This window comes from Rathayibacter sp. PhB186 (genome assembly GCF_003751825.1).
GTDB lineage: Bacteria > Actinomycetota > Actinomycetes > Actinomycetales > Microbacteriaceae > Rathayibacter > Rathayibacter festucae.
The window spans coordinates 21,624-48,621 of record NZ_RJKO01000005.1 but is presented as its reverse complement, the minus strand read 5'-3'; the positions used below and the strand labels follow the sequence as shown (position 1 = coordinate 48,621).

Below are 26,998 nucleotides of genomic sequence, written 5' to 3'. Positions count from 1 at the left end.
TTCCTGCTGACGACGCCGGGTCTCGATACGCCCCTCCGGGGCTACTCGACCAGCATGAGGGGGAGACAGCAGCACTCTCGTTGCATGCTGATCGAGTAGCCCGCGCAGCGGGCGTCTCGAGATCCACCGTCACCGGACGTCGAGTCTGCAGACCTCCCTGCTGATGACGGCGGGTCTCGATACGCCCCTGCGGCGCTACTCGACCAGCATGGTGGCGCTCGGAGCGTCAGGTGGTCGGTGCCGCTCCGTCGGGCTCGGCGGCGAGGATCGTCGCGATCTCGGTGGTGTCGATCACGAGGGTGTCGTGCGGGGTGAGGCCCGGGCTCTTCGGGGTCGGCACGGGCAGGCGGACGAGCAGCGCGCCGGGGTCGACGCTGAAGCGGCCGCTCGTGGTGCGGCCGATCGGGTCGCCGTCGAGCTCGGCGAGCACGGGCTGGTCGAGCGAGAAGGAGAACTCGCGCCCCGGCCACTGGTGCAGGGACGCGAGGCCGTTGCGGTTGCCGGTCGCGACGTCGAGGGCGAGGCCGAAGCGGCGGCGCAGCAGCACCAGCTCGAGGTCGCCGTCGTCGAGGACCGCGCCGGCGGCGAGCTCGATGTTCGCCACGACCGAGCTGCAGTTGCAGGCCAGCACCATCAGGGTGCGGGTCGGCGGCTCCGGCTTGCCGTCGATCGTCAGCGTCACCTCGAAGCCGGCCTTGAACATCACCTCGGCGCCCGCCGCGACGTAGGCGCCCCAGCCGACGCGCTTCTTCAGCTCGTCGTCGGTCTTGTCCATGATCTCCGCGTCCAGGCCCACGCCGCCCATCACCATGAAGACGCGCTCCTCGCCGTCGTCGAAGGTCGCCGTGCCGACGTCGATCGCCCGGTCCTGCCCGAGCAGCGCGATCTCGACCGCGTCGGCGAGCGCGCCGAGCGGGATCCCGAGGTTCCGGGCGAGCAGGTTGCCGGTGCCGCTGGGCAGCAGTCCGTAGGGGACGGACGTGCCGCGCAGCACCGAGGCGACAGCGCGCACGGTGCCGTCGCCGCCCATCGCGCAGACGAGGTCGGCGCCCGACTCCAGCGCGGCCCGCGCGGCTCCGGCTCCGGAGTCGTCGACGCTGGTCTCGAACCAGAGCGGCTCGCGCCAGCCGGCGCGGCGGGCGACCGTGGCGACCACGTCCTGCGCGGCGCCGACGTCGTCGAACTTGCTCGGATTGATGACGACGGCGAACACGGGTCGCGCGGCCGTGGATCTCGCGGAAGGGGCTCTCACGCTCTCAGTCTGCTGTGCCGGGCGCCGGCTCCCGCACCGTGCGCCGCTCGAGGGTCGCCGCCGCCTCCGTCGCGAGGACCGCGCCGATCTCGGCCGAGAGCGTCGCGGGCAGGGTCGGCGGGGCGTCCCAGCGCGGCCCGGCGAGCAGGATCCCGCCGCGCTCGCTCGAGCGCCAGAGGGCGTCGACGCTGCCGGTGACGAAGCGGCGGATCCGCGTGGCGGACGCGGCGTCGACCCCGTCCGCCGTCGCGAGGTCGACCAGGTGCCGGTAGGCGATCCCGCCGAAGAGCGCGCCGTCGCCCGCACCCTGGTCGACGAAGACGCCGTCGGGTGCGAGGCGCGTGAGCAGGTCGTCGGCGGTGCGGGAGGCGTGCGCGAGCAGCCGTTCATCCGGACGCAGCCGGTGCAGCGCCAGCGCCGCGCCGATGTAGACGCCGTGGTTGTAGCTGAACGCCCAGTCGTCGCGGGCCGAGCCGCCCTCGCGGCCGATGCCGTCGGCGACGAAGCCGGTGTCGTCGTCGCGCAGGCGCACGTGCAGCCAGTCGAAGGCGGCGCGGGCCAGCTCCTCGCGGCCGTCGGGGCGGAGCCGCTCCAGCCGGGCACCGAGGATCGCGAACGGCCCGTTCGCCGGCGCGTTCTTGTAGTCGAGCTGGCGGCGGCGCCAGGCGAGGCTCGCGCCGTGCCGGAGGTTCCAGCCGCGCGCGACCGCGAAGCGCCAGAGCCGGTCCGCGCGGTCGAGCCAGCGGCCCTCCCCCGTCGCCTCGCCGAGGCGGGCCAGTGCGCCGCCGAGCCACATCATGTCGTCGAAGTAGCCGTTGACCAGCCGTCCGCCGTTGCGGAGCCGGACGGCGCGGTGGATCCGCGAAGCGCGCTCGAGGTGCTCGGCGTCTCCGGTGCGCTCGAACGCGTCGACGGCGGCGTCGATCGCGTGCGCGAGCCACCAGTAGTCGAACTCGAGATCCGCGCGCAGCGACGTCGGATAGCTCACGTGGTAGCCGAGCACCGGCACCGCGAAGAGCCGCTCGAGGCTCGACTGCGCCGCGTCCGCGCGGGCGTCGGCCCCGGGCCGGTCAGGCGTAGACGTGGGGAGCGAGGATCGCGACATCGCGGAGGTTGCGGTAGCGCTCGGCGTAGTCGAGGCCGTAGCCGATGACGAAGTCGTTCGGGATGTCGAAGCCCACGTAGGCGACGTCGACCTCGACCTTGGCGGCGCGGGGCTTGCGGAAGAGCGCGCAGATCTCGACGGACTCCGCGCCGCGGCTGCGCAGGTTGCCCTGCAGCCAGGAGAGCGTGAGGCCGGAGTCGATGATGTCCTCGACGATCAGCACCTTGCGGTCGGTGATGTCGGTGTCGAGATCCTTGAGGATCCGCACCACGCCGGAGGACTTCGTGCTGCTGCCGTAGGAGGAGACGGCCATCCAGTCCATCACGATGTCGAGCTTGAGCTCGCGGGCGAGGTCCGCCATCACCATGACGGCGCCGCGGAGCACCCCCACGATGAGCAGGTTCTCGCCGGCGTAGTCGCGCTCGATGGCGCGGGCCAGGTCGCGGATCCGCTCGTGGATCTCGGCCTCGGTGAAGAGGACCTCGGTGATGTCGTCGGCGATGTCGGCTGCTTCCACCCGGCCACTCTACGGGCGGGGACGCCCTGCTCCCCTCTGCGAGATGCCACTTGTGCACGCCTTCCACGGCGTGTCGCGTGCACAAGTGGCATCTCGCGGCGGGGAGATCACACGGGGGCGAAGACGAGAGTTGCGGAGACCCGGGTGGCGCGGACTCCGGGGAGGTCGACGCCCTTCTGGCCGTGCCAGTCGGTGACGAGGGCGGCGACGGCGAGGGTCTGGGCGCGGGAGAGGGCGACGCCGAACTCGTTCTGCACGACGAGGCGGATGATCCGCTGGCGCAGCGCCGGCGGGTCGGCGGCGAGGCCGCGCGCGTCGACCGTGACGTGGCCGTCGTCGTTCTGGCCGACGAGCTCGAGCGCCCAGTCGAGCGCCATCGCGTCGAGCGCGTCGCCGTCCTCGCGGAGCTGGTCGGCCGTGCGGGCGAGCGCCTCGGCGACTCCCGGGCCGAGCTCGTCCTCGAGCACCGGCAGCACCGAGCGGCGGACGCGGACACGGGTGTAGCGCGGGTCGTCGTTGTGCGGATCGTTCCAGGGCTCCAGCCCGGCGTCCGCGCAGGCGGCCACGGTGCTCGAGCGCCGGATGCCGAGCAGAGGGCGCCGCAGCATCCCGCTCACCGCCGCCATGCCGTGCAGACTCGCGGCGCCCGCGCCCCGGGCCAGCCCGAGCAGCACCGTCTCGGCCTGGTCGTCGAGCGTGTGGGCGAGGAGGACCGCCGCGGCGCCCGTCGCCTCGACCGCGTCGTCGAAGGCGCGGTACCTCGCCGTGCGCGCCGCCGCCTCCGGCCCGTCTCCGTCCGGCAGCACGGACACGACCTCGCGCAGCACGGGGGCGAGGCCGAGGGCGTGCGCCTGCTCCGATGCGCGTCGCGCGACCTCCGCCGATCCGTCCTGGAGACCGTGGTCGACGATCACGGCGCCGGCCCGCCGGCCGCCGCGCTCGGCCTCGAAGGCGACCGCGGCGGCGAGGGCCAGCGAGTCGGCTCCCCCGCTCAGCGCGACGAGCACCAGGGCTCCGGATTCGAGCTCGTCGAGGCTCGCGCGCACCGCGCGCCGGATGTCGGCGACGGCGGGAGTCAGGCGGGGGCGATCGGGCACATCAAGTAACGTTAGGCCAGCGATCCGGCCTGCGAGCGCGCGTGTCCGCGCGCACTCCCCCGGCCGGTCCGACCCGCCGATGCGCCGCCCGCGGCGCCACCGACTCAAGGAGCGAACATGGCCGCATACGACGTCGTCGTAGAGATCCCCAAGGGCAGCCGCAACAAGTACGAGGTCGATCACGAGACCGGTCGCGTCTACCTCGACCGCGTGCTCTTCACCTCCTTCGTCTACCCGACGGACTACGGCTACTTCGAGAACACCCTCGGCCTCGACGGCGACCCCGTCGATGCGCTGGTGCTGCTCGAGTACCCCGTCTTCCCGGGCGTGGGCGTCTCCGTCCGCCCGGTCGGCGTGCTCAACATGAGCGACGAGGCCGGCTCCGACGCCAAGGTGATCGTGGTCCCCGCGAAGGACCCGCGCTGGCAGCACATCCAGGACATCTCGGACGTCCCGGAGCAGACCAAGAACGAGATCAAGCACTTCTTCGAGCGCTACAAGGACCTCGAGCCCAACAAGTGGGTCAAGGTCGAGGCCTGGGGCGACGCGGCCGAGGCCGAGCAGATCGTCCAGGACGGCATCAAGAAGCTGGCCGAAGAGGGCCACTGACCCTCACGGGTCTTCTCACGACGGAACCCGCCCCGTCGAGTCGACCGGCTGCTGCCGGCGCCTCGAGGGGGCGGGTTCTCGTGTCTTCGGGCGGTGCTGCCCGGGCGGAGCCGCGCGGGCGGCGCTACGCCGTCGGGCGGCCGACCATGCCGGTCGGGGTGCCCCAGATCGAGTGCACGCGCACCGGCGAGTTGGGGTTCGGCGCCTCGATCATCTGGCCGTCTCCGAGGTAGATCGCCACGTGGTAGTAGTCGCCGGGCGAGTCCGACCAGAAGAGCAGGTCGCCGCGCTGACGCTGGCTGTAGGGGACGAGCTTGCCCTCGTTCGCCATGGTGTTGTACTGGTTCGTCGCGGAGTGCGTGCCGATGTACTCGCCGGCGCTCGCGTACGACTGCTTGGTGAGACCCGAGCAGTCCCAGACGTCCGGGCCCATGCCGCCGAGCACGTAGTGCTCGCCGAGCTGCGCCATCGCGTAGGAGATCGCGGTCTCGACCTGGTCGACCTGCGGCTCCGGGTTCGCCACCGGGACCGGAGCGGGCTGCGGCGCGGCCGGCTGCGGGAGCTGGACGGCGGGCTGCTGCGCGGGGGCCGCCGGCGCAGCGGGCTGCTGCGGAGCCGGCTGCTGCTGCGGCGCCTCGGGCTGGGGGGCGACCGGCTGCTGTGCGATCGGGGCCGAGGGCTGGTTCGCGGCCGGCGCGGCGGGGCGGGAGCCGGACGACGAGGAGCCGGACGACGAGCCCGACGAGGGCTGAGCCGCGACGGGAGCGCTCGCGGCGGGCGGGGCGGCCGCAGCGTCGGCCTCGGCCTTCGCGGCGGCGGCGGCAGCGGCCGCAGCGGCCTTGCGCTCCTGCTCGCCGGCGAGGAACGCGGTCTCGATCTCGACGGTCGAGTCCTTGAGCAGGGCGAGCTGCGCGATGAGCTCCTCCGACTTCGCCTCCTGCGCGGCGAGGGCGCTCCGAGCGGAGGCGGCAGCGGCGTCTGCGCCCGTGCGGGCCTCGTCCGCGGCGTCGGACAGCTTCTGGTGCTCCACGACGGCGACGTCGGCCTGCTCGGCGAGCGACTCCGCGGTCTGCTTGTCGGCGAGAGCGTCGGCGTAGACGCGCTGCGACTGCTCGGAGAGCTGCGACATGGCGCCGAGCTGGTACAGCAGGTCGCCCGCGTCCTGGCCCTTCGCGACGAGGCTCATCGAGAGGTCGCCGCCGGCGGAGCGGGAGAGGTGCGCGGCGAGGAGGCCGGCACGCATCTGCGACGTGTGCGCCGTCGACGCCGCCGCGTTCGCGCGGTCCTCGAGCTCGGTGACGGCGGCGGCCGCGGCGTCGAGCGCCTCCTGGGCCTGACGCCAGGCCTCCGCCTTCTTCATTGCGACGAGCGACGCGTCGTCGACCGAGGTCTGCAGCCCGCCGATCAGCGCGGTGATCGAGTCGATCTCAGCCTGCTTGCTGGCCTCGTCGGTCTTCGCGTTCTGCACGTCGTCCCACGAGGGGTACGACGGGTCGTCCGCCTGGGCCGGCACGATGCCGAGCGACGCCGTGACGGCGGTCACCGCGAAGGCGGCCGAGACCGCCAGCGGAAGACGGCCCTTCCAGGCCCGCTCACGCGGGGCGGGGGTGAAGCTGCGGGCGGTCTTCTGCGCGTCAACCAAGTGTGACTCCTCGTGCGGCCATGAAGGGCTGAGCGTCGACGGCGGTGCCGTTGACGCGGGTCTCGTAGTGCAGGTGGCAGCCGGTCGAGGCGCCGGTGGTGCCGACGGCGGCGATCTGCTGGCCCGCCTCGACCCGCTGGCCGACGCTGACGTAGATGCCGCCGGGCATGATGTGCGCGTAGCCGGTGCTGATGCCGTCGCCGTTGCTGATCTCGATCCAGTTGCCGTAGGTGCCGAACCAGCCGGCGTAGGTCACCGTTCCGCTGTGGGCGGCGAAGATCGGGATGCCGCAGCCGCCGGCGATGTCGGTGCCGCGGTGGTACGAGCTGGTCGAGCCGCCGCCGGTGGAGAGGCTGCCGCGGGGGCCGAAGGTGCCGGTGATGCGGCCCGAGGCGGGGAGCACCCAGCCGGAGTCGCTGACCGCGGTCGAGCCGCCACCCGGAGACGGGGCGACCGGGGCGCTGTAGCCACCGCCGCCGCCGGATCCGCGGGAGGGAGCCGCTGCTGCTGCCGCCGCCGCGGCCTCTCGGGCTGCTGCGGCCCGCTGGCGGGCGAGCTCGGCCTGCGCCTGACGGGCGGCCTCCTGCTCGGCGAGGATGCGCTGGCGCTCGGCCTCGCGGGCGGCGACGCCGGCCTCGTAGTCGGCGACGGTCGTCGACTCCGTGTCGCGGAGGGCGGCCAGCTGCTGCTCGAGCACGATGCTCTGGTTCTGCTGCTCGGTGAGCGCGGCCTCCGAGGCGGCCTGCGCGGCCGTGGCCTCGGCGAGCTTCGACTCGGCGGCGACGCGGAGCTTCTCCCGCTCGGCCTGCGCGACCTTCGCCTGGTCGCCGAGCGACTCGGCGGTGTTCTTGGTGGTGCTGGCCTGCTCGTAGATGGCGTTGGAGCGCTCGACGAGCTTGGTCATGTTGCCGATGCGGCCGAGGAGGTCGTCGGCCTTGCCGCCCTCGCCGTCGAGGAAGATGTTGACCGAGAGGTCGGTGCCGGTGGTGCGGTAGAGCTGAGCGGCCAGGAGGCCCGCCTGCTGCGTCGCGGCGTCGGCCTGATCGGCACTGGCGGTGGCCTTGGCCTCGAGCTCGCTCGCCCGATCGGAGGCGTCGTCGAAGTCCTGCTGCGCCGCGAAGTACTCCTCGCCGCGCTGCTCGGCGACCTGCTGCGCCGCCGCGACCTCGCTCTGCAGGCCGTCGATCAGCGAGAGGATGCTGTCCACCTGCGCGGCCGCCGCCTGGGTGTTGCCCTTCGCCGCCTCGACGTCGGCCCAGCTGGGGTACTCGACCGCCTGGGCGGGAGTGGCGACCAGCAGTCCCGCGACCAGGGCCACCGCGGCCGAGACGAGGGCGGTGCCGCGGAGACGGCCGATCCGCGGCGCGCCGGAGCGGCGTGCGGGGCGGTTTCGGCGCGAAGAGTGGATCATGGGACCTCGGTGCTGGAGACGGACTACTCCCTCGGCGGCGGTGCGGCTCCGTCGCGAGGAAGTGGCGATTCCGACCCACACTAGTCAAGCCCTCCCCGTACGCCTAGGGATCGGCGTCGCCCGTCCGGGGCACAGGCGCGCTTCGACGGGCGGCGTCCGACCCGCGATCCACGCCGCTCGAGGGTCGATTTTGCATATCCGGCCGGCTGTCCCTATGCTTGCGTGTCGGTAGTCATGGTGGGTCGGCCGCAGGGTCGCCCCGGCGAGCTTCCGGCCCCATCGTTTAGTGGCCTAGGACACCGCCCTTTCACGGCGGCAGCACGGGTTCGAATCCCGTTGGGGTCACGGATGAGGACTACCACCGCAAGAGAAGTGCACCACCGCAGAACGGCCGGAGACGGACGGGATGTGAAAATCGAACAGCCTCGAAGGCAGTATGCTTGTCTTCGCAACGAGGCCCTGTAGCGCAGCTGGTTAGCGTGCCGCCCTGTCACGGCGGAGGTCGCGGGTTCAAGTCCCGTCAGGGTCGCAGAGAGGCCCTTCCGAGAGGAAGGGCCTTTTCCAGGAGACGACTCGTTCGTCTCCTCGCGGCATCGATGTCCTCGGGCATCCTCGGCTGCAACGGCTCTGTAGCTCAGTTGGTAGAGCGCACGACTGAAAATCGTGAGGTCACGGGATCGACGCCCGTCGGAGCCACGGAAACCCTCGCCTAGCTTCTACATGGCGGGGGTTTCTTCCGTTAACTGGTCGGCCCGATCGCCGCGTGAGCCACCGTCCGGCCGCCGGCGCGTGACGCTCCTGCCTCGGTCCCCTCCGGGACGGGTCAGTAGAGCTTCGACCGAACGGCATCCACGAAGTCCGGCACCCCGGCGCGGGTGAGCGCGAGCAGGAAGTCGTCGACGGTCATCGCCGGAGAGTCGTACCCCTCGACGAGTTCGACAAGAGCGCGGAGCGTCGGCGCGGTAGAGGTCGAGCTGGTCCAGCAGGAAGGCGTCGGGATGGACGATCTCGAGGTCGAACGGCTCGACGGACGCCGGCGGGAAGTCCTTCGTGTTGAACGTCACCAGCACCTCTGCACCGCCACGGACGGCGGCCGCGAGGACGTGCCGATCCTTCTCGTCGTTCGCCATCGTCGGTACCAGGTCGTCGTAGCCGGAGACCATGGCGTCGGCGAAGTAGCGCTCCATCGTCCCGACGCGCTTCTCGACGAGAAGCGGATCCTCCCCGTTCTTCACCAGGTTCTTCGCGAGCTCGAACAGGACGTCCTTCGACCACAGCGGCCGGTAGAGCCCGCGATCAGCGAGTTCGAGGACGAAGTCGTTGAGCAGAGCGCCGTAGAGGACGTTGGTGTCGAAGAAGGCCGGGAATCTCACTCAGCGTCGAGCTCCGCACGCCGCTTCACCGCGGCAGGATCGCCCACCTGGACCTTCGCGCTCAGACTCGCCTGCCGCAGCTCGCGCAGCGCGGCGCGGCGTTCGGCGCGGAAGTCCGCCTGGTAGGCGACCAGGTCCTCCAACCGGACCCGACGGTGACGACCGGGCTTGTCATGAGCGATGTCGCCCGCTTCCAGCAGGCGGACCAGCGTCGGGCGACTGATCCCGAGGAAGTCCGCGGCCTGCTGCGTCGTCATCGTCGTCCCCTGCGGGACGACCGTGATGCCCTCGCCCGCGGCGAGGGAGTTCGTCACCTGATCGAGGATGCGGAAGATCCCATCGGGGATGGGGCGGGCCCTGCCCTGGGGGTCGACGAGCGCCGCCTTCGACGAGTTCTGCGCGAGGAAGATCTCGAGCTCTCGCATCAGCGCGGCGAAGTCGAGAATTTCGTCCCGGGCGGCGGCCTCGGGGAGGTACGTCTGGGCCTTGCGGGCACCGCGCGGTCGATCGGTGGACGTGCTCATGGCGTCGATGATACTCGGGAGAAACGAAAGAATCGAACATTTCCGAGGGACCGAGAGGTTCGTCCTCGTGCGGCACCGATGCTCTCGCGCATCCCCGCCCCTACGGAATCCTCGGCTCGTCGGATCGACCTCGGCTCGCGAGAACGGCGCGAACCGGCGTGCCGGACGTGGTTCTGCGAGCCCGAGGTGCGCTCCGGGCGCTCAGCTGGGCTGCGTAGCCTGGGCGGGCCATGAATCCCGCCGCCTTTCCGCCGCCCGATCCGTCGACCGTCGCCCCTGAGCAGCCTGCCGTCGCCGCCGCGCCGCCGCAGGGTGGGCCCGCCTTCGCCTGGGCGCCGCCGCCCGAGCCGCAGCCGTCGGTCGTCGCTCCGTACTCCTCTCTCCTCTATCTGCCGGATCCGCGGGTGCGCTGGGGGCTGCCGACGGCGGCGCTGACGATCGCCGGAATCGTGCTGCCGCTCGCGCTGCTGATCGTGCTGTTCGGCTTCGGGGTGCTGCCCTACTCCCCCGGGCTCGTGTTCGCGGGATCGTTCGCCAGCTACCTGGTCGCGCTCGTCATCCCGTTCGCGGCGTCGAGGCTCCGCGGGCTGGGGTCGCTCGCCGCGGACTACGGGCTGCGGTTCCGCTGGATCGACGTGCCGATCGGCATCGGGCTGGGGATCGGCGTGCGGATCGCGATCGTCGCCGTGCTGATCGTGTTCTCGCCGCTGCTGGGCGAGGCGGAGAGCAACCTCGAGCTCGACCCCGACCCGCTGTGGTTCGTGCTGAGCTCCGTGATGATCCCGGTGCTGGTCGCTCCGATCGTCGAGGAGATCCTCTGCCGCGGGGTCGTCATGCGGGCGGTCCGCAACCGGATGCTGCGGACGAAGGGCGACGCCGCGCCGCCGACCCGCGGACGGCGCGTCTGGGCGGCGGTGTTCAGCGTGATCGCGTCGACGCTGGTCTTCGCTCTGCTGCACGGGCACCAGATGGTGAACCCCGCGACGGTGGTCACGCTGGGGACGACGACGGTGATCGCCGGGCTGGCGCACGGCTGGATCTCGACGGTGACCGGGCGGCTCGGCGCGGCGATCGTGTCGCACGCGACGCTGAACGGGTCCGCGGTGCTGCTGCTGGTGCTGGTGACGGCGCTGGGGTAGTCCCGGGGACGGTGGATCTCGATGCGCCCGCTGCGCGGGCTACTCGATCAGCATGAGTTCCATGGTGGTCGAGTAGCCGCGGAGCGGCGTATCGAGACCGGGCGTGCTGGCGACGGTGGATCTCGATACGCCCGCTGCGCGGGCTACTCGATCAGCATGGGATCGGAGCGGGCTGCTCGATCGGCATGCATCGGGTCACACGTCGAGGATGCGGAGGACCGGGTCGAGGGGGAGCTCGCCGCGGACCTGGCGGTGCAGGCGCTCCATGTCGGCGTCGAGGGCGGCGGCGGTGCGCGCGGCGTCGGACAGGCCGTCGAGCAGCTGCTGCGGGACCTGGCGGTCGTACTTGTAGTAGATCTTGTGCTCGAGGCTGGCCCAGAAGTCCATCGCGATGGTGCGGAACTGGACTTCGACGCAGACGTCGACCGAGCCTCCCGAGAGGAACACCGGCACCTCGACGATCGCGTGCAGGCTCTTGTAGCCGTTCTCCTTCGGAGTGGCGATGTAGTCCTTCACCTCGAGGACGCGGACGTCGGCCTGCGAGGTGAGCATGTCGAAGACGCGGTAGACGTCCGAGACGAAGCTGCAGGTGATCCGGACGCCCGCGATGTCGGTGACGGCGGCGGCGATGCCCTCGAAGGAGGTGTCGCAGCCCTTGCGCTCGATCTTCTCGATCAGGCTGTCGGCCGACTTCAGCCGGCTCGACACGTGCTCGATCGGGTTGTACTCCCGCATCTCGCGGAACTCCTCCTGCAGGATCGTCACCTTCGTGACGATCTCGTCCATGCCGAACTTGTACTGCAGCATGAACCGCGCGAAGTCGTCGCGGAGGGCGCGGATCTCGGCGACCGTGCCGGCGTCGAGCGCCTGCGCGACCTCGTCGCTGAGCGGGGGGACGGCGGGCGCCGCGCGGTCGGGAGATCGGGGTTCCACGGGGAGTCACCCTACGCGCGGGCACCTCGGGCCCGGATGTGAAGCGCCATCGGGGTTCCGAGGAGTCGCTGCTCCGTCCTGCGGGGGACGATCCGCGCGACCCCCGCTGGCTAGCGTCGGAGGATGTTCTCCGCTCTGAACGTCCTCGGCATCCTCTACATCGTCGCGGCCATCGCGGTCGTCGTGATCGTGCTCGTGCTCGCCGTGCTGCTCTGCCGGCTCGCGATCGCCGCGCGCGAGAACCAGCTGGCGACCGTGCGCCTGCGCGAGCTGCAGATCGAGCGCCTGCTCCTCGACGAGGAGTGAGCGGCGCGGGCCGCGCGGCGCTCGGGCGAGCGCGCCGGCCGGAAGCACCGGTCAGGGCAGCGCCGGACGAACCTCCGGGCGGGACACCTTCGGGATCAGCAGCCCGAGCACCACGGCGACCACCGCGCCGATCGCGCCGATGACGAACGTCGTCTCGAACGCCTCCGAGCTCGGCAGGTCGACGGCGCCGACCGAGACGGTCAGCTGCGCCAGCACGGCCGCGGTCACCGCGGAGGACAGCGTCGTGCCGAGGGTGCGCATCAGCGAGTTCAGGCCGTTCGCCGCCGCGGTCTCGGAGGCCGGCACCGCGTGCATGATCAGGGTCGGCATCGCGGCGTAGGCGAGGCCGAGGCCGACGCCGATCAGCGCATTGATCACGAGGATCTGCCAGACCTCCGCGCCGAACGGGAGGATCAGCAGGTACGAGACAGCGATCAGCGCCGCTCCCGAGACCAGCACCAGGCGCGGCCCGGACTGCGCCGAGAGCCGGGCGGCGAGCGGCGAGGTCGCCATCATCGCCAGGCCCGAGGGCGCCAGGACCAGGCTCGCCACGATGAGGCTGAGGCCGAAGCCGACTCCGGACGCGGCCGGCAGCTCGAGGCGCTGCGGCAGGGTGATCTGCGCGCCGAAGAAGGCGAAGCCGACGGCCACCGAGGCGAGGTTGGTGAACAGCACCGCGGGGCGGGCGGCGACCCGGAGGTCGACGAGCGGGCTCTCCTGGCGCAGCTCGTACCAGCCCCAGATCAGCAGGACCGCGACGCCGCCGAGGCCGGAGCCGAGGATGCCGGGGCTCGTCCAGCCCGCGTCGTTGCCGCGGGAGACGGCGATCAGGATGCCGCTGAGTCCGATGGCGAGGCCGATCGTGCCGACGACGTCGAAGCGGCCGGGCGAGCGCAGGGTCGAGACGGGGATGACGAGGAGCACGAGGACGATGTCGAGGACGCCGAGTCCGGCGGACATCCAGAACAGCACGTGCCAGTCGAGGTTCTCGGCGACCAGGGCGCTGAGCGGCAGGCCGAGCGCGCCGCCGATGCCGAGCGTGGCGCTGACGAGGGCGATCGCGCCGGGCAGGCGGTCGCGGTGCAGGGTGTCGCGGAGGATCGAGATGCCGAGCGGGATGACGCCCATCACCGCACCCTGGAGGGCGCGGCCGACCACGAGCGTCCAGACGTCGTCCGCGAAGGCGCAGACGATCGAGCCGAGCACGAGGACGACGAGCGCGGCGAGGGCCATCCGGCGCTTGCCGTAGAGGTCGCCGAGACGCCCGGAGACCGGGGTGAGGATGCAGGCGCTGAGCAGGGTCGCGGTGATCACCCAGGCGGTCTCGCTCCGGTCGGCGCCGAGCAGGGTGGGCAGCTCCGACTGGATCGGGACGACCAGCGTCTGCATGAACGAGGCGCTCATCCCCGCGAAGGCGAGGACGGCGGTGATCAGGCGGGGGCTGGGCGAGCGGGTGAGCGAGCGTCTGTCGGAGTCGGGCACTGCGGTCCTTCGTGTCGGCGGCGTGCAGGAGCGGGACGCCGGAGGTCCGGCGTCCTGCAGGGCGGGTCGTATTGCTCAGCTTTGCATCGCCGGGCCTCTGAGCCGAACCGACCGATGCTCGGAAACCTTCCCGATCGCTCTACCGGGCTGCCGCGGGCGGGACGAGGATGGGCGCATGATCGAGATCGAGAGCTGGATCGCCGGCTACGAGAAGGCCTGGGCGACGGACGACCCCGCGGATGTGGCGGCGCTCTTCACCGAGGGCGCGGAGTACTTCACGGCGCCGTACGCGGAGGCGATCACCCCGCGGGAGGCGATCGTGGAGTGGTGGGTCGCGGAGAGCGAGCCGGACGACCCGACGTTCGCGTGGGGGCTCGTCGCGCTGACGGAGACCACGGCGGTGGTGGAGGCGCGGACCATCTACCCGTCGGACCGCACGTACCTGAACCTGTGGGTGATCCGCTTCGCGGAGGACGGGCGGGCGTGCTCCTTCACGGAGTGGTACATGGAGGAGCCGAGCGACTCGGTGAGCTGAGGGGGGTGGGTCTCGCTACGCCGCTGCGCGGCTACTCGACCAGCATGCAAGGGCCGCTGCGCGGCTGCTCGACCAGCATGAGCTGCTTGCTGATCGAGTAGGGCGCGGAGCGGCCGTATCGAGATCCACCGTGTCTGAGACGGCGGGTCTCGATACGCCCCTCCGGGGCTACTCGACCAGCATGAACGCGGGGCCGCTGCGGGGCCGCTCGACCAGCGTGAACGCGGGGCCGCCCCGGGGTGGGGTCAGAGGGCGGAGCCCGCGACGGCGAAGGTGTCGCAGGCGGTGGCGTCGGCGTCGAAGCCGGCCTGGAACCAGCGCTGGCGCTGCTCGGCGGAGCCGTGGGTCCAGCCCTCGGGGTCGACGGTGCCGGTCGCCTGCTCCTGGATGCGGTCGTCGCCGACGGCCGCGGCGGCGCTCAGGGCGTCCCGGTACTGCTCCTGCGTCACGGGCTTGAGATAGGGGGTCCCGGTCTCGTCGGGCACGGTGGAGGCGTCGCCGACCCAGGCGCCGGCGTAGCAGTCGGCCTGCAGCTCGAGGCGCACGGAGTCGGAGTCCGGGCCGGTGCCGCTGCGGTCGGCCGACTCCATCGCGCCGGTCAGGCTCTGGATGTGGTGGCCCCACTCGTGGGCCAGGATGTACATCTGCGCGAGCGAGCCGCCCGAGGTGTCGAAGCGGGTGCGCAGCTCGTCGAAGAAGTCGGTGTCGAGGTAGATCGTCTGGTCCGGCGGGCAGTAGAACGGGCCCACCGCGGCGGTGGCGTTGCCGCAGCCGGTGCTGGTCTGGTCCTCGAAGACGATCACTCCGCCGGTCGTCGTGTAGGTCGCCCCGACGGAGCCCGCCGCGCCGGCCCAGTAGCGGTCGAGCGACTCCGCCGCGCCCTCGAGCCGGCAGTCGACCTCGGCGTTGGCATCGGCGCCGCTGTCGCAGGCGACGGCCGTGCTGGTGATCTGCTCCGGCGAGGATCCGCCGCCACCGCCGACGAGACCGCCGAGCCCGGACAGGTCGACCCCGAGCAGCTGCGAGAGCAGGGCGAGGACGACGACGCCCACCGCGCCGCCGCCGACCGCGATGCCGGTGGTGCGGCCGCGCCGGCGGACCTTGCCGCCGCTGAGCTGGGAGTCGTCGTTGAAGGTCATGCGGTCAAACTAGCGCCGACCGAGGACACGCTGCCCGGGGTTGCGGACGGCCCCCGTGGCTCGACCGGATCAGCCCCAGCGCGACTCGCTGGCGTCGCGGATGATGTCGAGCAGCGCCTCGCGCAGCGGACCGTGATCGAGGGTCCCGGGCAGCATGTCGACCTCGAGCCGGTGCGCGCGCTGCCAGGCCTCGCGGCCCTTGTCCGTCAGCGACACCAGCTGCCGACGGCGGTCGGCGGAGTCGCTCACGCGGGAGACGTGCCCCTCGCGCTCGAGGCGCTCGATCGTGCGCGACATGGTCTGCACCTCGACGTGGGCGGAGGCGGCCAGCTCCTTCTGCGCGGCCGGCCCTGCTTGCAGCAGGTGCAGCACGACGAGGCCCGCGTGGGTGAGGCCGATCTCGGCGAGCGCGCCGTGCCAGGCGTGCTCGACCATCCGGGACGCCGTGGCGAGGAGGCGGCCGGTGGGCCAGCCGTCCATCCCCTTGTCGTCGTCCGCGCGCATCCGCCCAGGCTAGTCCGCCCCGCCGGCCGGGCGGGACGGAGCCGCTGATCGCCTCAGGAGGCGAAGCGGTCGGTCGCCTCGATCAGGGCGTCGAGGATGCCCGGCTCGTCGAACGCGTGGCCGGCGTCCGGGATCAGGTGGAAGTCCGCCTCGGGCCAGGCCCGGTGCAGGTCCCACGCGGTGAACGCGGGCGTGCACATGTCGTAGCGGCCCTGGACGATGACGGCCGGGATGCCGCGCAGCACGCCGACGTCGCGGATCAACTGCCCCTCCTCCAGCCAGCCCTTGTGCACGAAGTAGTGGTTCTCGATCCGCGCGAAGGCCAGGGCGAAGGCGGGGTCGGACCAGGCCTCGATCATCTCCGGCTTCTGCAGGAGCGTGATGGTCGAGGACTCCCAGGTGGTCCAGGCGACGCCGGCGGGGCCGTGCACGGCCGGGTCGGCGTCGTGCAGCAGCCGGTAGTAGGCCTCGATCAGACTGCCGCTCGTGCCCGCCGGGATCACCGAGGTGTAGCCCTCCCAGAGGTCCGGGTAGACCGCGGCGGCGCCGCCCTCGTAGAACCACTCGAGTTCGGCCCGGCGGAGGGTGAAGATCCCGCGGAGGACGATCTCGGTGACGCGCTCGGGGTGCGACTCGGCGTAGGCGAGGGCCAGCGTGGAGCCCCAGGAGCCGCCGAAGACCTGCCAGCGCTCGATGTCGAGGTGCTCGCGGAGCTTCTCGAGATCGGAGACGAGGTACCAGGTGGTGTTGGTGGAGAGGTCGGCGTCCGGCTCGCTCGCGTGCGGGGTGGAACGGCCGCACATCCGCTGGTCGAGGAGCACGATCCGGTACTTCTCCGGGTCGAACAGGCGGCGGTGGGTGGCCGAGGCGCCGGCGCCCGGTCCGCCGTGCAGGAAGACGACGGGCTTGCCCTCGGGGTTGCCCGAGGCCTCCCAGTAGATCTCGTGGCCGTCGCCGACGTCGAGCATCCCGGTGTGGAAGGGCTCGATCTCGGGGTACAGAGTGCGCATGGGCCGCACACTACTGACGATCAGGGTCGGGGGAGGCGATTTCACGCGGCCCGGCCCCGGATGCGCCCAGGGGTTGCGCATCCGGGGCGGCGTCAGGCCTGCTCGAGCACCGCCTCGGCGCGCTCGGCGTCGCCCTCGGCCAGGCCGCGGGCGATGGCGCGGCGGGAGGCGAGCCAGAGCACGGCTCCGGCGACGAGGACGAGCACCTCGGTGGCGGTCAGCGCCCAGATGATGCCGCCGAGACCGAACCAGAGGTTCCCGAGCAGCACGACCGGGACGAAGAGGACGCCCTGGGTGAGAGACATGGTGGTCGCGGCGAGCGCGCGGCCGGTGGCTTGGAACAGCGAGGTGAGCAGGCCCGCGAAGCCGTTCGCGATCATCGCCACCAGCTGCGCCGCGAGCACCACGGCGCCGAGGGTCAGCACGGCGGGGTCGTCGGCGAAGACCGCGAGCACCGGCTCGTGCAGCAGCCAGAGAGCGGCGGCCGCGAGCACGGTGATCGTCCCGACCGCGACGGCGGCCCCGCGGACCGCCGCGCGCAGGCGCTCGCGGTCGCCCTTGCCGTAGGAGTAGGCGAGCAGCGGCAGCACGCCGAGGGTGATGCCCATCACCAGGAACTCGGGGACCTGGGCGATGCGGACCGCGACGCCCATGGCTGCGAGCGGTCCGTCTCCGTAGGCCGCGGCGAGGTTGTTGAGCACGAGCGCGGTCACGATCAGGAAGCCCGACTGCAGCAGCTCGCCGGCGCCGACGCCGAAGACGGGCTTCAGCACGCTCCCGCGCAGGGTGAACCAGCGCGGCGAGAGGTCGATGTGCTCGCTCCGGCGCTGGAGCCAGAGGGCGAAGTAGCCGACGACGAGCAGGTTGGCGAGGCCCACGGCGAGCGCCGCCCCGGCGACGCCGAGGTGCAGCACCAGGATGAAGAGGACGTCGAGGAGGAGGTTCGCGACGGTCGAGAGGAGCAGGCCGATCATGACCTGGCGGGCCGCGCCCTCCGCCCGCACCAGCTGCTCGAGGCAGAAGGAGGCGGCGAGCACGGGCACGAAGGCGAGGGTGACCGCGGTGAAGGCGCCGGTCGCGGCCGCCGTGGTCGGGTCGCCGCCGAGGAGCGCGACCAGCGGGCCGAGCAGGAGCAGGCCGAGGCCGCCGAGGACGGCGCCGGTGAGGATCGAGCCCCAGAGCGCGAAGGAGGCGACGTGCTTGATCTCGCCCGCCTTCTCGGGGTCGCGCTCGGAGGCGCCGAGCAGGCGCGAGATGAGCGCGCTGCCGCCGACGCCGAAGACTCCGCCGACGGCCATCACCAGCCCGAGCAGCGGGGAGCCGAGGGTGATCGCGGCGAGCAGGGTCGCATCGTGCAGCGAGCCGACGACGCCGGCGTTGATGACGCTGTAGACGGCGGAGACGATCATCGCGGCGGCCATCGGCACGCAGAGGTGCACGAGGGCGCGGACGATCGGGGCGGAGGAGAGGTACCAGCGGTCGGTGCCGGGGGCGGCGGGGCGGGGGGCGGGGGTGGTGGTGGGCGTGGTGTCGGTGGGCGTGGTGTCGGTGGGGGTGGTGTCGGTGGGGGTGTCGGTGCTGGACATGGGTGGGCTTCTTCCGGGCAGGGTCGAGCGCGCGCCGAGGGTCGCCGGCACGGCGCGAGGAGGGAGGGCGCGCCGAGGAGGGCGCGGTCGGGGCACCGCGGAGGGCGCGGTGAGGAGGCGCGCGAGGGAGCGGCGCGCGAGGAAGGGCGGAACGGGAGGCGGGGGCGGAGCGCCCGATCGCCTAGCGGGTGGGGGGCGGGAGGACCGCGGTGATCTTGGTCAGGAGCGCCTGCAGGGTGGCGCGCTCCCCGGGGTCGAGGGGTGCGAGGAGGGTCTCGTCGGCCGCGAGCATGGCGTCCTCGAACCCGGCGATGAGCTCGGCGCCCGCGGGAGTCGCGTAGACGCGCTTGCGGCGGTCGTCGCCACCCTCGGTGCGCCGCTCGACGAGGCCGCGTCGCTCGAGCCCCTGCAGGAGGCTCGTGACGCTCGCGGGACTCGTCCGGCTGACCTCGGCGATCTCGCGCTGGATGACGCCGGGCGTCTGCGCGAGGTAGCCGAGGACGAAGGCCTGCTCGTGACTGAGCTCGCGGGCGCGGATCCAGTCCTCGCCGGCCTTGCGCTGCGCCCACGCCAGCCAGCGGACGAGCTCGAGTCCGGAGGTGGGGCGGTCGCGGGGTTCCTGCATGCTCAGAACTCTAATGGTTAGAGGTCTAACGGTCAAGGATCGAAGGGGTGGGGTCTCGATACGCCGCAGGCCGCGGCTACTCGACCAGTATGCATGGGAGCGCGGCGGCGAGGGAGAGCGACAGCATGCGTAGGAGCGCGCCGGCGAGGGAGAGCGACAGCATGCGCGGGCACGAGAGGAGAGCGCGGCGACAGCCGCTCCTTGCGCGGGTCGAGCAACGCGCAGCGCGTCTCGGGACCCCGCTTCCGATGCGGCGCGCAGGCGGCCGGACTAGCGTCGGCCGCATGAGCATGCAGCGCACCCCCGTCACCGTCGCCGTCACGGGAGCGGGAGGCGCGATCGGCTACGCGCTCCTGTTCCGCATCGCCTCCGGGCAGCTCCTCGGGCCCGACGTCCCGGTCCGGCTGAGCCTCCTCGAGATCCCCGCCGGCCTGCGCTCCGCGGCCGGCACCGCGCTCGAGCTCCAGGACGGCGCGTTCGGGCTGCTGCGCGGCATCGAGGTCACCGACGACCCGGCCGCCGCGTTCGACGGCGCGAGCGTCGCCCTGCTCGTCGGCGCCCGCCCGCGCTCGGCAGGCATGGAGCGCGCCGACCTCCTCGCGGCGAACGCCGGCATCTTCGGTCCGCAGGGCGCCGCGCTGAACGAGCACGCCGCCGACGACATCCGTGTGCTCGTGGTCGGCAACCCGGCCAACACCAACGCCTGGATCGCCCGCGCGAGCGCCCCGGACATCCCGGCCGGGCGCTTCACCGCGATGACCCGCCTCGACCACAACCGCGCCGTCGCGCAGCTCGCCGCGAAGCTCGATGCTCCGGTCGACGCGATCTCCGGCGTCACGATCTGGGGCAATCACTCCGCCTCGCAGTATCCGGACGTCAGCCACGCGGTCGTCGACGGCCGGCCCGTCGCCGACCTCGTCGACACCGCCTGGCTGCACGAGGAGTTCGAGCCGCGGGTCGCCAAGCGCGGCGCCGAGATCATCGAGGTGCGCGGAGCCTCCTCCGCCGCCTCGGCCGCGTCCGCCGCGATCGACCACGTGCACGACTGGGTCACCGGCACCGAGTGGACCTCCGCGGCGGTCGAGTCGGACGGCTCCTACGGTGTGGAGGAGGGCCTGATCTCCTCGTTCCCCGTCCGCTCGGTCGACGGCGAGTGGCGCATCATCCCGGGCCTGGAGATCGACACTCACTCGCGCGCCAAGATCGACGAGTCCGTCCTCGAGCTCCGCGCCGAGCGCGACGCCGCCCTGGCCTTCCTCGAGCGCTGACGCAGGCCGCGAGATGCCACTTGTGCACGCTTCTCACGGCGTGTCGCGTGCACAAGTGGCATCTCGCGGAGGGGGTCAGCGCTTGGGCGACTTCTCGGGGGTGGGGAGGGTGCCGTCCGCGCGGGCGGCCTCGTACCAGGCGTGCGCCTCCTCCTGGCGGGTGGCCTCGGCGCCGCTCGCGATCGACGCGCGGATGTGCTCGGGGCGGTAGCCGAACGCGGCGACCAGATCGCCGGCGTGCGGGCGCAGGCGCGCGAGCAGGCGGTCGATGTAGGAGGTCACCGCGAGCGCCCGCTGCGACGAGAGCCGGCCGTGCAGCAGGTACCAGGCGAGGTGCTTCTCGATCAGCTCGAGGCCGAAGAGGTCGCGGAGCCAGGTCAGCACCGTGCGCGTCCCGTCGTCCTCGATCGTGGCGAGCGCCTCGGTGAACGCCTCCCACTGCAGAAGCTCGGCGTGCGCGCGAGCGGCCTCGATCAGCTCGCTCTGGTGCGCGTTGAAGAGGCGGGCGGCCTCGTCGGCGGGCAGCTTCGACGCCGAGCGCAGGTGGGACGCGACTCCCGAGACCATGCTCTCGACGCGGTCCGTCAGCAGCTCGCGCTGCTCGTCGCGGAGCTGGCCGACGGACCGGGCGGTCGAGCCGCGGTCGGCGACGACCTGCGCGAGCCGCCGCAGTCCGGAGTTGTTGACCGTCGCTCCGGCGACCTGGCCGACCGCGTAGCGCGCCAGCTCCCCCGGCTGCGCGTTCTTGAACCGGCGCCCGACGTCGGTCAGCAGTCGCTTGGCGACGAGCTGCAGCAGCACGGTGTTGTCGCCCTCGAACGTCGCGTAGACGTCGAGGTCGGCACGCAGCTGAGTGAGCCGGTTCTCGGCGAGGAAGCCGGCGCCGCCGCAGGCCTCGCGCGCCTCCTGCAGGGTGTCGAGGGCGTGCCAGGTGGACAGCGCCTTGAGACCCGCGGCGAGCGTCTCGAGATCCTGGCGCGACTCGTCGGTGTCATTCCTGCCGGAGAAGACGTCGTCGAAGGCGCGCAGCAGCCTGTCGTGCGCGAAGCCCGCCGCGTAGGTCGTCGCCAGGCGCGGCAGCAGGCGGCGCTGGTGCCGCTGGTAGTCGAGCAGCACCTCCTCGCGGTCGCCGCCGCCGGTGAACTGGCGGCGCTGGTCGCCGTAGGTGATCGCGATCGTCAGCGCGATCTTCGACGCGGCGACCGAGGCGCCGTCGAGCGAGACGCGGCCCTGGACGAGCGTGCCGAGCATGGTGAAGAAGCGGCGGCCCGGGCTCGCGATCGGCGAGGAGTAGCTGCCGTCGGCCGCGACGTCGCCGTAGCGGTTGAGCAGGTTCTCGCGCGGCACGCGGACGTGGTCGAAGTGCAGGCGGCCGTTGTCGATGCCGTTCAGCCCGCCCTTGAGGCCGTCGTCCTCGCCACCGACGCCGGGGAGGAACGCGCCCTCCTCGTCGCGGATCGGCACGTAGAACGCGTGCACACCGTGGTTCACGCCGCGGGTGACGAGCTGCGCGAAGACGACGGCGGCCCGGCCGTCGACGGCGGCGTTTCCGAGGTAGTCCTTCCATGCGGCGCGGAACGGGGTGGTCAGGACGAAGTCGCCGGCCTCCTCGTCGAAGGTCGCCGAGGTCGCGATCGAGGCGACGTCGGAGCCGTGCCCGGTCTCGGTCATCGCGAAGGCGCCGGGGATCTCGAGGCTCATGATGCCCGGCAGCCACTTCTCGTGGTGCGGCTGCGTGCCGAGGTGCAGGACGGCGGCGCCGAAGAGCCCCCACTGCACGCCCGACTTGATCTGCAGCGACGGGTCGGCGGTGACCAGCTCCTCGAAGCCGGCGATGTTGCCGCCGTGATCGGCGTCGCCGCCGAGCGCGACCGGGAAGGCGCGGTGCACGCCGCCCTCCGCCGCGAGGATGCTCATCTGCTGCGTGACCCGGGCGCGGTGCTCGGCCATCGGCAGGCCGTCGGTCCGGTGCAGCTCGGGGCGGGAGGTGAGGGCGCGGGTGGCGAGGCGCTGCTCGCGCCACTCGCCGAGCAGCAGCTCGCCGAGGGCCGCGACGTCGACGCCGGGGGCGCCGTCCTCGTCGAGCCGGGCGTCGACCTCGCTGCCGAGCACGTCGACGGGCGGCGGCGGGGTGATCGGGCCGGAGCGGGAGCGGCGGACCCGGGAGCGCGATCCGGCGCGGTCGGCAGCGTCGGCGGCGGAGTGGGGGCGGGGCGCTGTGGTGCTCATGAGGAGGATCCCTTCGACCGTCTTCGGCTCGGACCGCTCGCGATCCGCCGGAGCGGAGGATCGAGCGGTCGATCCCGCCGCTGCAGTGCGTCGGGAGGCGGTGCTCCTGCACGCTAGGTCGGGTCGGCGGATCGCGGAAACGTTCCGTCGCGCGGCCACAAAGGGCGGCGGGAGCGGGTGGGGGCGGGTTGTCGGAACCGGCCAGCGGGGCGGGAGGCGGATCCGCCGGTGGTGAGGCTCGGGTCTGCGGACGCGTCGTGCCTGGGAGGGCGGGTCTCGATACGCCCTGCGGGGCTGCTCGACCAGCATGGAAGCGGACACATGCGCCGAGACGTGCTGATCGAGTAGCCCGCGGAGCGGGCGTATCGAGATCCACCATCGTCGAACGGCTGGCTTGCAGACCCGGCCTGCTGAGGAGGGTGGGTCTCGATACGCCGCCTGCGGCGGCTACTCGACCAGCATGTCGGAGCCCTGGGGTTGGCGGGTGGGGCGTGGCTAGGCTCGGGGCATGAGCGAGCCGCAGCTGCCTCCGCCCCCGCCGCCCCGTCGCGAGAGCCGGCCGGACTGGCGGCCGCCCACCTCGATGGAGGCGGTGCAGGCACTGGAGTCGGCGCGGCCCTCGGGGCCCGGCACACCGTGGACTGCGGCCCGGCAGCGGCGCCCGGTGCGGGTCTGGGACCTCGTGCTGACGATGGTGCTGATCCTGTGCGCGCTCGGGGCGACGCTTCTGCTGTCCTACTTCGGACTGTTCTTCGCGATGGCGAGCGACGCCTGCGGGGGCTCGAACGACTGCGACGGCGACCTGATCGGCTGGGGCGTGCTCGTCGCGGCCGGCGGGGTGTGGGTGCCGTTCCTCGCGGCTGTCGCAGTCTCCATCGTGCTGCTGGTGCGGCGGCGGATCGCGTTCTGGGTGCCGATCGCGGGGCTCGCGCTGTCGTTCGGCTGCACCGTGGTCGGCGGCTGGATGGCGACGGTCGGCTCGGGGAGCTGAGCAGCCGGACTCAGGCCGACCGCGGCCCCGCGCCGCCGCCGGCTCAGCTGCGCCGCGGGCTCAGCTCCGCGGTGGGCTCAGCTCCGCGGTGGGCTCAGCTCCGCGGTGGGCTCAGCTCCGCGGTGGGCTCAGTAGGTGTCCCAGCCGGGGTCCTCGTCGGGCTCCTCCGGCGGGACCCAGTCGTCCTCCGGCGGGGCGGAGGACACGGGCGGGCCGGACCGCTCGCCGCCGAAGGACGGGCGGGCGCCGGACGACCGGCCGGCCGTCGACCGCGCTGCGGGCTGGCGCCTCGCCGGGGCAGCCTCCTGGTTCGCGTCGGGCTCCGCGATCTCCGGAGTCTCGCCGGCGACGACGGCGAGCACCGCCGCACCGTAGGTGATCAGCTTCTTCTGGCCGACGCCGCCGATGACGCTGAGGGCGTCGATCGTGGTCGGCTCGACCGTCGCGATCTCGCGGAGGGTCGCATCGTTGAAGACGACGTAGGCCGGGACCGACTGCGCGCGGGCCTGGGCGACGCGCCACTCCCGGAGCCGCTCGAACAGGGGCTGCGCCTCGGCAGAGAGGTCGGACACGGTGGAGCGGCCGGAGCGCGACGAGCCGCTCGAGCGCGCGGGGCGCTCCGGCTCCTGCCGCAGCTCGACCTTGCGCTCGCCGCTCAGCACCGACGCCGACTCGGGGGTCAGCACGAGCGTCCCGAAGCCGTCGTCGTTCACGCCGAGCAGGCTCTGCGCGAGGAGCTGGCGGGCGACTCCGCGCCACTGGGTGTCGCTGAGATCGGTGCCGATCCCCCAGGTGGCGATGGAGTCGTGCTTGTGCTGGGTCGTCCGCGGAGTGGTCTTGCCGCGGAGGATGTCGATGATGTGGCCGGCGCCGAACTGCTGGTTGCGCTCGCGCTTGAGCCGCACCACCGTCGAGAGGAACTTCTGCGCGGCGACAGTGCCGTCCCACGAGGCCGGCGGCTCGAGGCAGGTGTCGCAGTTGCCGCAGGGGGTGCTCTCCTGGCCGAAGTAGGCGAGGAGGTTCACCCGGCGGCACTGCACCGTCTCGGAGAGGGCGAGCATCGCGTCGAGGTGCGCGGACATCCGCCGACGGTGCGCGAGGTCGCCCGGGGACTCGTCGATCATCCGGCGCTGCTGGACGACGTCCTGCAGGCCGTAGGCGAGCCAGGCGGTGGAGGGCAGGCCGTCGCGACCGGCGCGACCCGTCTCCTGGTAGTAGCCCTCGACCGACTTCGGCAGGTCGATGTGCGCCACGAAGCGGACGTCGGGCTTGTCGATGCCCATGCCGAAGGCGATGGTGGCGCAGACGATGACGCCCTCCTCGCGGAGGAAGCGCGACTGCGCGGCGGCCCGGACCCGGGCGTCGAGACCCGCGTGGTACGCGACCGCGTCGAAGCCGGCCGCGCGCAGGGCCTCGGCCGTCGCCTCCACGCTCTTGCGGGAGAGCGCGTAGACGATGCCCGCGTCGTCGGCGTGCTCGCGCTTGAGGAAGTCGATCAGCTGCTTGCGCGGCTCGACCTTGTTGACGATCCGGTACTGGATGTTGGGGCGGTCGAAGCTGGAGATGAAGTGGCGGGCCGCGCCGAGGTGCAGGCGGGTGGTGATCTCGCGGTGGGTCGCCTCGGTGGCGGTCGCGGTGAGGGCGATGCGCGGGACGTCGGGCCAGCGCTCGGCCAGCTCGCCGAGGGCGAGGTAGTCGGGGCGGAAGTCGTGGCCCCACTGGCTCACGCAGTGCGCCTCGTCGATCGCGAACAGGGCGATGCGGCCGCGGGCGAGGAACTGCTTGGTGCCCTCGTTGCCGAGGCGCTCGGGGGCGACGTAGAGGAGGTCGAGCTCGCCGTCGAGGTAGGCGCGCTCGACGCGCTGGCGCTCGCCCATGTCCTGGGTGGAGTTGAGGAACTCGGCGCGGACGCCGTTCGCGCGCAGGGCGTCGACCTGATCCTGCATCAGGGCGATCAGCGGCGAGACGACGACGCCGGTGCCGGGCCGGACGATCGAGGGGATCTGGTAACAGAGCGACTTGCCGCCGCCCGTGGGCATCAGCACGACCGCGTCGCCGCCGCCGATGACCTGCTCGACGATGGCCTGCTGCTCGCCGCGGAACGAGCCGTAGCCGAAGACCCGCTCGAGGATCTCCTGGGCCGCGGCGGAGGAGCCTTCCGGGGCGTCCGCGGTGGGGCGCTCGGCGGTCGAGAGGGCGGTCGCGGTCGGCTCAGTCACCCGTGGAACTCTACCCGCCGCCTCCGACGCGGCCCCGGGCGAGCGGCGTTCTGGGGAGGGTCGCGGCAGGTGCGGGGCTGGGGAGGAGGGACGGGCGAGCGGAATGGCGGGCGCCGGGGTGCCTTCGGCTCGCGGAACGGCCTCGGGCACGCGGGAATCGGTCGATTCCACGAGCCGGAGGTGGAATCACGAGCCGGAGATGGGCGGTACTCGGCTTCGGCACGCGGAAGCACCTTCGGCACGCAGGAACCGGTCGATTCCACGAGCCGGAGGTGGAATCACGAGCCGGAGGTCGGCGGTACGCGGCTTCGGCACGCGGAAGCACCTTCGGCACGCAGGAACCGGTCGATTCCACGAGCCGGAGGTGGAATCACGAGCCGGAGATGGGCGGTACGCGGCTTCGGCACGCGGAAGCACCTTCGGCACGCAGGAACCGGTCGATCCCACGAGCCGGAGGTCGAATCGCGAGCCGGAGATCGACGGGAAGCGGGCGGGCGGGGCTAGGGGTCGGCGGGAGACCGGCGGGGTCAGAGGTCGGTGATGGTCTTGGTGTCGCCGTCCCAGAAGCGGATGCTCGCGAGGCCGACGGGGAAGGGCTCGCCGAGGAGGGGGACGGCCCGGCCGAGCTGCTCGGCGCGGAGGCGGCGGGACACGCTGATGTGCGGGGTCCAGGACTCGGGCAGCGAGGTGGGCACGGCGCCGGGCATCAGCTCGGTCGCGCGGGCGTGCAGGGCGTCGAAGGCGGGCGAGCGGACGGCTCCCCAGGCCAGCACGAAGCGGTCGGCGTGCGGGAACAGCAGCACGGCGCCGAGCTCGACGGTCGCCGGGAGCTCGCCGAGCGCGCCGGGCGGCGGCGGTGCCAGCTCGGGGCCGGCGAGGAGGGTGAGGTGCGGGCGGTTGCTGGCGGACGTGTGCAGCGCGAGGCTCGGGATGCCGGCCGCCTCGAGCGCCTCCCACTGGCCGCGGATCCGGGCCTCCGACTCCGGGTCGAGGAGGACTTCGAGGCTGCGCATGCCCCCATCCTGCCGCGCCGGCCGGGCCGCTCTCGGCCGCTCGCCCGGTCCGCGCCCGCGCGACCGCGCGACCCTCCAGAAGTTGCGGTGGTCGACGGCGACTACCGCAACTACTGCGTACTCGACGCGTCTCCATGGTCCCGGGCGCCCGCCCGGCTTCGCGCCCCTCCACAAGTTGCGGTAGTCGACGGCGAGTACCGCAACTTTCGCGTACTCGACCGACTCGCAGCGCGCGGGCCTCGGGAGGTCGGCGAGTGCGCAGAAGTCGTCGTACTGGGCGCGCGAGTACGACAACTTCTGGAGGGCGGGAGGGCCGCGGCCGTCCGTCCGTGCCCGCGGACGCGCGACCCTCCGGAAGTTGAGGTAGTCGACGCCGAGTACCGCAACTTTCGCGTACTCGACCGAATACACAGCGCGCGGGCCACGGAAGGTCGGCGGGTGCTCGGAAGTCGTCGTACTGGGCGCGCGAGTACGACAACTTCTGGAGGG

The 26,998-nt window shown here is 72.6% G+C and carries 24 protein-coding genes and 3 tRNA genes; 9 read left to right on the top strand and 18 right to left on the bottom strand.

What is annotated here, in order from left to right; translation table 11 throughout:
• Positions 1 to 226: 226 nt before the first annotated feature.
• The 4 genes from EDF45_RS13540 to tilS form a co-directional block, all read right to left on the bottom strand.
• Positions 227 to 1,252 carry a diacylglycerol kinase family protein gene (locus tag EDF45_RS13540; protein ID WP_123736609.1) on the bottom strand — a complete coding sequence of 342 codons (1,026 nt, stop codon included), beginning with the start codon at positions 1,250 to 1,252 and terminating at the stop codon, positions 227 to 229.
• A 4-nt stretch (positions 1,253 to 1,256) separates the two neighbouring features.
• Positions 1,257 to 2,357, bottom strand: coding sequence for a glycoside hydrolase family 76 protein (locus tag EDF45_RS13535; RefSeq protein ID WP_123736608.1), 1,101 nt, complete (start codon positions 2,355 to 2,357; stop codon positions 1,257 to 1,259).
• A complete protein-coding gene (hpt, locus tag EDF45_RS13530; protein WP_123446809.1) occupies positions 2,323 to 2,874 on the bottom strand; it encodes a hypoxanthine phosphoribosyltransferase in 552 nt (183 codons plus the stop codon). The genes EDF45_RS13535 and hpt overlap by 35 nt, the downstream gene beginning before the upstream one ends.
• 107 nt (positions 2,875 to 2,981) lie before the next feature.
• Positions 2,982 to 3,971, bottom strand: a complete 990-nt coding sequence (tilS, locus tag EDF45_RS13525; RefSeq protein WP_123736607.1) for a tRNA lysidine(34) synthetase TilS — start codon at positions 3,969 to 3,971, stop codon at positions 2,982 to 2,984.
• A gap of 117 nt (positions 3,972 to 4,088) precedes the next feature.
• Between tilS and ppa the strand changes: the two genes are divergently transcribed.
• Entirely contained in the window at positions 4,089 to 4,580 is a 492-nt protein-coding gene (ppa, locus tag EDF45_RS13520; protein ID WP_123446811.1) for an inorganic diphosphatase, read from the top strand.
• A 124-nt stretch (positions 4,581 to 4,704) separates the two neighbouring features.
• Here the strand turns inward: ppa and EDF45_RS13515 are convergent, their stop codons facing one another.
• Positions 4,705 to 6,222 carry an NlpC/P60 family protein gene (locus EDF45_RS13515; protein WP_123736606.1) on the bottom strand — a complete coding sequence of 506 codons (1,518 nt, stop codon included), beginning with the start codon at positions 6,220 to 6,222 and terminating at the stop codon, positions 4,705 to 4,707.
• Positions 6,215 to 7,633 (bottom strand): M23 family metallopeptidase, encoded by a 1,419-nt coding sequence (locus EDF45_RS13510; RefSeq protein WP_243581142.1) that lies wholly within the window; start codon positions 7,631 to 7,633, stop codon positions 6,215 to 6,217. Before EDF45_RS13510 ends, EDF45_RS13515 begins: the two co-directional genes overlap by 8 nt.
• 272 nt (positions 7,634 to 7,905) lie before the next feature.
• On the opposite strand from EDF45_RS13510, the gene EDF45_RS13505 reads away from it, so the two are divergent.
• From EDF45_RS13505 to EDF45_RS13495, 3 genes are all read left to right on the top strand, one after another.
• Positions 7,906 to 7,978, top strand: a tRNA-Glu gene (locus EDF45_RS13505).
• A gap of 110 nt (positions 7,979 to 8,088) precedes the next feature.
• Positions 8,089 to 8,162, top strand: a tRNA-Asp gene (locus tag EDF45_RS13500).
• 94 nt (positions 8,163 to 8,256) lie between these two features.
• A tRNA-Phe gene (locus EDF45_RS13495) sits at positions 8,257 to 8,329 on the top strand.
• Between the two features lie 20 nt (positions 8,330 to 8,349).
• Here the strand turns inward: EDF45_RS13495 and EDF45_RS13490 are convergent.
• Both EDF45_RS13490 and EDF45_RS13485 read right to left on the bottom strand, forming a co-directional pair.
• Complete coding sequence (locus EDF45_RS13490) at positions 8,350 to 9,006, bottom strand: putative toxin-antitoxin system toxin component, PIN family (protein ID WP_123736605.1); 657 nt, start codon at positions 9,004 to 9,006, stop codon at positions 8,350 to 8,352.
• Positions 9,003 to 9,530 (bottom strand): helix-turn-helix domain-containing protein, encoded by a 528-nt coding sequence (locus EDF45_RS13485; protein ID WP_123736604.1) that lies wholly within the window; start codon positions 9,528 to 9,530, stop codon positions 9,003 to 9,005. Before EDF45_RS13485 ends, EDF45_RS13490 begins: the two co-directional genes overlap by 4 nt.
• Before the next feature lie 230 nt (positions 9,531 to 9,760).
• Between EDF45_RS13485 and EDF45_RS13480 the strand changes: the two genes are divergently transcribed.
• A complete protein-coding gene (locus tag EDF45_RS13480) occupies positions 9,761 to 10,669 on the top strand; it encodes a type II CAAX endopeptidase family protein (RefSeq protein ID WP_123736603.1) in 909 nt (302 codons plus the stop codon).
• Between the two features lie 195 nt (positions 10,670 to 10,864).
• On the opposite strand, the gene EDF45_RS13475 is transcribed toward EDF45_RS13480, so the two are convergent.
• Positions 10,865 to 11,476 (bottom strand): GTP pyrophosphokinase family protein, encoded by a 612-nt coding sequence (locus EDF45_RS13475; RefSeq protein ID WP_123732880.1) that lies wholly within the window; start codon positions 11,474 to 11,476, stop codon positions 10,865 to 10,867.
• Positions 11,477 to 11,725: 249 nt separating this feature from the next.
• Between EDF45_RS13475 and EDF45_RS13470 the strand changes: the two genes are divergently transcribed.
• Positions 11,726 to 11,908, top strand: a complete 183-nt coding sequence (locus EDF45_RS13470; RefSeq protein ID WP_123736602.1) for a hypothetical protein — start codon at positions 11,726 to 11,728, stop codon at positions 11,906 to 11,908.
• Between the two features lie 51 nt (positions 11,909 to 11,959).
• Here EDF45_RS13470 and EDF45_RS13465 read toward each other — a convergent pair whose 3' ends face one another.
• The gene (locus EDF45_RS13465) at positions 11,960 to 13,390 is read right to left on the bottom strand and encodes an MFS transporter (protein WP_243581140.1); all 1,431 of its coding nucleotides are present in this window, start codon (positions 13,388 to 13,390) and stop codon (positions 11,960 to 11,962) included.
• Between the two features lie 175 nt (positions 13,391 to 13,565).
• Between EDF45_RS13465 and EDF45_RS13460 the strand changes: the two genes are divergently transcribed.
• Positions 13,566 to 13,925: a nuclear transport factor 2 family protein gene (locus tag EDF45_RS13460; protein ID WP_123446815.1), complete on the top strand. Its 360-nt coding sequence runs from the start codon at positions 13,566 to 13,568 to the stop codon at positions 13,923 to 13,925.
• Positions 13,926 to 14,170: 245 nt separating this feature from the next.
• Here EDF45_RS13460 and EDF45_RS13455 read toward each other — a convergent pair whose 3' ends face one another.
• From EDF45_RS13455 to EDF45_RS13435, 5 genes are all read right to left on the bottom strand, one after another.
• Entirely contained in the window at positions 14,171 to 15,064 is an 894-nt protein-coding gene (locus EDF45_RS13455) for a neutral zinc metallopeptidase (protein ID WP_123736601.1), read from the bottom strand.
• 69 nt (positions 15,065 to 15,133) lie between these two features.
• Complete coding sequence (locus tag EDF45_RS13450) at positions 15,134 to 15,568, bottom strand: MarR family winged helix-turn-helix transcriptional regulator (protein WP_123732676.1); 435 nt, start codon at positions 15,566 to 15,568, stop codon at positions 15,134 to 15,136.
• Between the two features lie 53 nt (positions 15,569 to 15,621).
• Positions 15,622 to 16,578 carry a prolyl aminopeptidase gene (gene pip / locus EDF45_RS13445; RefSeq protein ID WP_123732675.1) on the bottom strand — a complete coding sequence of 319 codons (957 nt, stop codon included), beginning with the start codon at positions 16,576 to 16,578 and terminating at the stop codon, positions 15,622 to 15,624.
• A 92-nt stretch (positions 16,579 to 16,670) separates the two neighbouring features.
• Positions 16,671 to 18,164 carry an MATE family efflux transporter gene (locus tag EDF45_RS13440; RefSeq protein ID WP_123736600.1) on the bottom strand — a complete coding sequence of 498 codons (1,494 nt, stop codon included), beginning with the start codon at positions 18,162 to 18,164 and terminating at the stop codon, positions 16,671 to 16,673.
• Between the two features lie 181 nt (positions 18,165 to 18,345).
• Complete coding sequence (locus tag EDF45_RS13435) at positions 18,346 to 18,789, bottom strand: MarR family winged helix-turn-helix transcriptional regulator (protein WP_123705544.1); 444 nt, start codon at positions 18,787 to 18,789, stop codon at positions 18,346 to 18,348.
• 290 nt (positions 18,790 to 19,079) lie between these two features.
• Between EDF45_RS13435 and EDF45_RS13430 the strand changes: the two genes are divergently transcribed.
• Complete coding sequence (locus tag EDF45_RS13430; protein ID WP_123736803.1) at positions 19,080 to 20,057, top strand: malate dehydrogenase; 978 nt, start codon at positions 19,080 to 19,082, stop codon at positions 20,055 to 20,057.
• A gap of 75 nt (positions 20,058 to 20,132) precedes the next feature.
• Here the strand turns inward: EDF45_RS13430 and EDF45_RS13425 are convergent, their stop codons facing one another.
• Positions 20,133 to 22,286 carry an acyl-CoA dehydrogenase gene (locus EDF45_RS13425; protein WP_123736599.1) on the bottom strand — a complete coding sequence of 718 codons (2,154 nt, stop codon included), beginning with the start codon at positions 22,284 to 22,286 and terminating at the stop codon, positions 20,133 to 20,135.
• A gap of 508 nt (positions 22,287 to 22,794) precedes the next feature.
• On the opposite strand from EDF45_RS13425, the gene EDF45_RS13420 reads away from it, so the two are divergent.
• Complete coding sequence (locus tag EDF45_RS13420; RefSeq protein ID WP_148060286.1) at positions 22,795 to 23,277, top strand: DUF6264 family protein; 483 nt, start codon at positions 22,795 to 22,797, stop codon at positions 23,275 to 23,277.
• Positions 23,278 to 23,405: 128 nt separating this feature from the next.
• On the opposite strand, the gene recQ is transcribed toward EDF45_RS13420, so the two are convergent.
• Together recQ and EDF45_RS13410 are read right to left on the bottom strand one after the other, a co-directional pair.
• A complete protein-coding gene (gene recQ, locus EDF45_RS13415; protein WP_185020187.1) occupies positions 23,406 to 25,496 on the bottom strand; it encodes a DNA helicase RecQ in 2,091 nt (696 codons plus the stop codon).
• 527 nt (positions 25,497 to 26,023) lie between these two features.
• Positions 26,024 to 26,509 (bottom strand): 2'-5' RNA ligase family protein, encoded by a 486-nt coding sequence (locus tag EDF45_RS13410; RefSeq protein WP_123736597.1) that lies wholly within the window; start codon positions 26,507 to 26,509, stop codon positions 26,024 to 26,026.
• Positions 26,510 to 26,998 lie beyond the last annotated feature (489 nt).

What these genes read in the sequence shown, in the direction of transcription:
- EDF45_RS13455 (WP_123736601.1), bottom strand. Translation starts at nt 15,064, where the DNA reads ATGACCTTCAACGACGACTCCCAGCTCAGCGGCGGCAAGGTCCGCCGG.
- EDF45_RS13485 (WP_123736604.1), bottom strand. Translation starts at nt 9,530, where the DNA reads ATGAGCACGTCCACCGATCGACCGCGCGGTGCCCGCAAGGCCCAGACG.
- EDF45_RS13425 (WP_123736599.1), bottom strand. Translation starts at nt 22,286, where the DNA reads ATGAGCACCACAGCGCCCCGCCCCCACTCCGCCGCCGACGCTGCCGAC.
- EDF45_RS13475 (WP_123732880.1), bottom strand. Translation starts at nt 11,476, where the DNA reads ATGCTGCAGTACAAGTTCGGCATGGACGAGATCGTCACGAAGGTGACG.
- EDF45_RS13535 (WP_123736608.1), bottom strand. Translation starts at nt 2,357, where the DNA reads ATGTCGCGATCCTCGCTCCCCACGTCTACGCCTGACCGGCCCGGGGCC.
- EDF45_RS13410 (WP_123736597.1), bottom strand. Translation starts at nt 26,509, where the DNA reads ATGCGCAGCCTCGAAGTCCTCCTCGACCCGGAGTCGGAGGCCCGGATC.
- pip (WP_123732675.1), bottom strand. Translation starts at nt 16,578, where the DNA reads ATGCGCACTCTGTACCCCGAGATCGAGCCCTTCCACACCGGGATGCTC.
- EDF45_RS13430 (WP_123736803.1), top strand. Translation starts at nt 19,080, where the DNA reads ATGCAGCGCACCCCCGTCACCGTCGCCGTCACGGGAGCGGGAGGCGCG.
- ppa (WP_123446811.1), top strand. Translation starts at nt 4,089, where the DNA reads ATGGCCGCATACGACGTCGTCGTAGAGATCCCCAAGGGCAGCCGCAAC.
- EDF45_RS13460 (WP_123446815.1), top strand. Translation starts at nt 13,566, where the DNA reads ATGATCGAGATCGAGAGCTGGATCGCCGGCTACGAGAAGGCCTGGGCG.
- EDF45_RS13510 (WP_243581142.1), bottom strand. Translation starts at nt 7,633, where the DNA reads ATGATCCACTCTTCGCGCCGAAACCGCCCCGCACGCCGCTCCGGCGCG.
- EDF45_RS13470 (WP_123736602.1), top strand. Translation starts at nt 11,726, where the DNA reads ATGTTCTCCGCTCTGAACGTCCTCGGCATCCTCTACATCGTCGCGGCC.
- EDF45_RS13435 (WP_123705544.1), bottom strand. Translation starts at nt 18,789, where the DNA reads ATGCAGGAACCCCGCGACCGCCCCACCTCCGGACTCGAGCTCGTCCGC.
- EDF45_RS13480 (WP_123736603.1), top strand. Translation starts at nt 9,761, where the DNA reads ATGAATCCCGCCGCCTTTCCGCCGCCCGATCCGTCGACCGTCGCCCCT.
- EDF45_RS13450 (WP_123732676.1), bottom strand. Translation starts at nt 15,568, where the DNA reads ATGCGCGCGGACGACGACAAGGGGATGGACGGCTGGCCCACCGGCCGC.
- EDF45_RS13420 (WP_148060286.1), top strand. Translation starts at nt 22,795, where the DNA reads ATGAGCGAGCCGCAGCTGCCTCCGCCCCCGCCGCCCCGTCGCGAGAGC.
- EDF45_RS13440 (WP_123736600.1), bottom strand. Translation starts at nt 18,164, where the DNA reads ATGTCCAGCACCGACACCCCCACCGACACCACCCCCACCGACACCACG.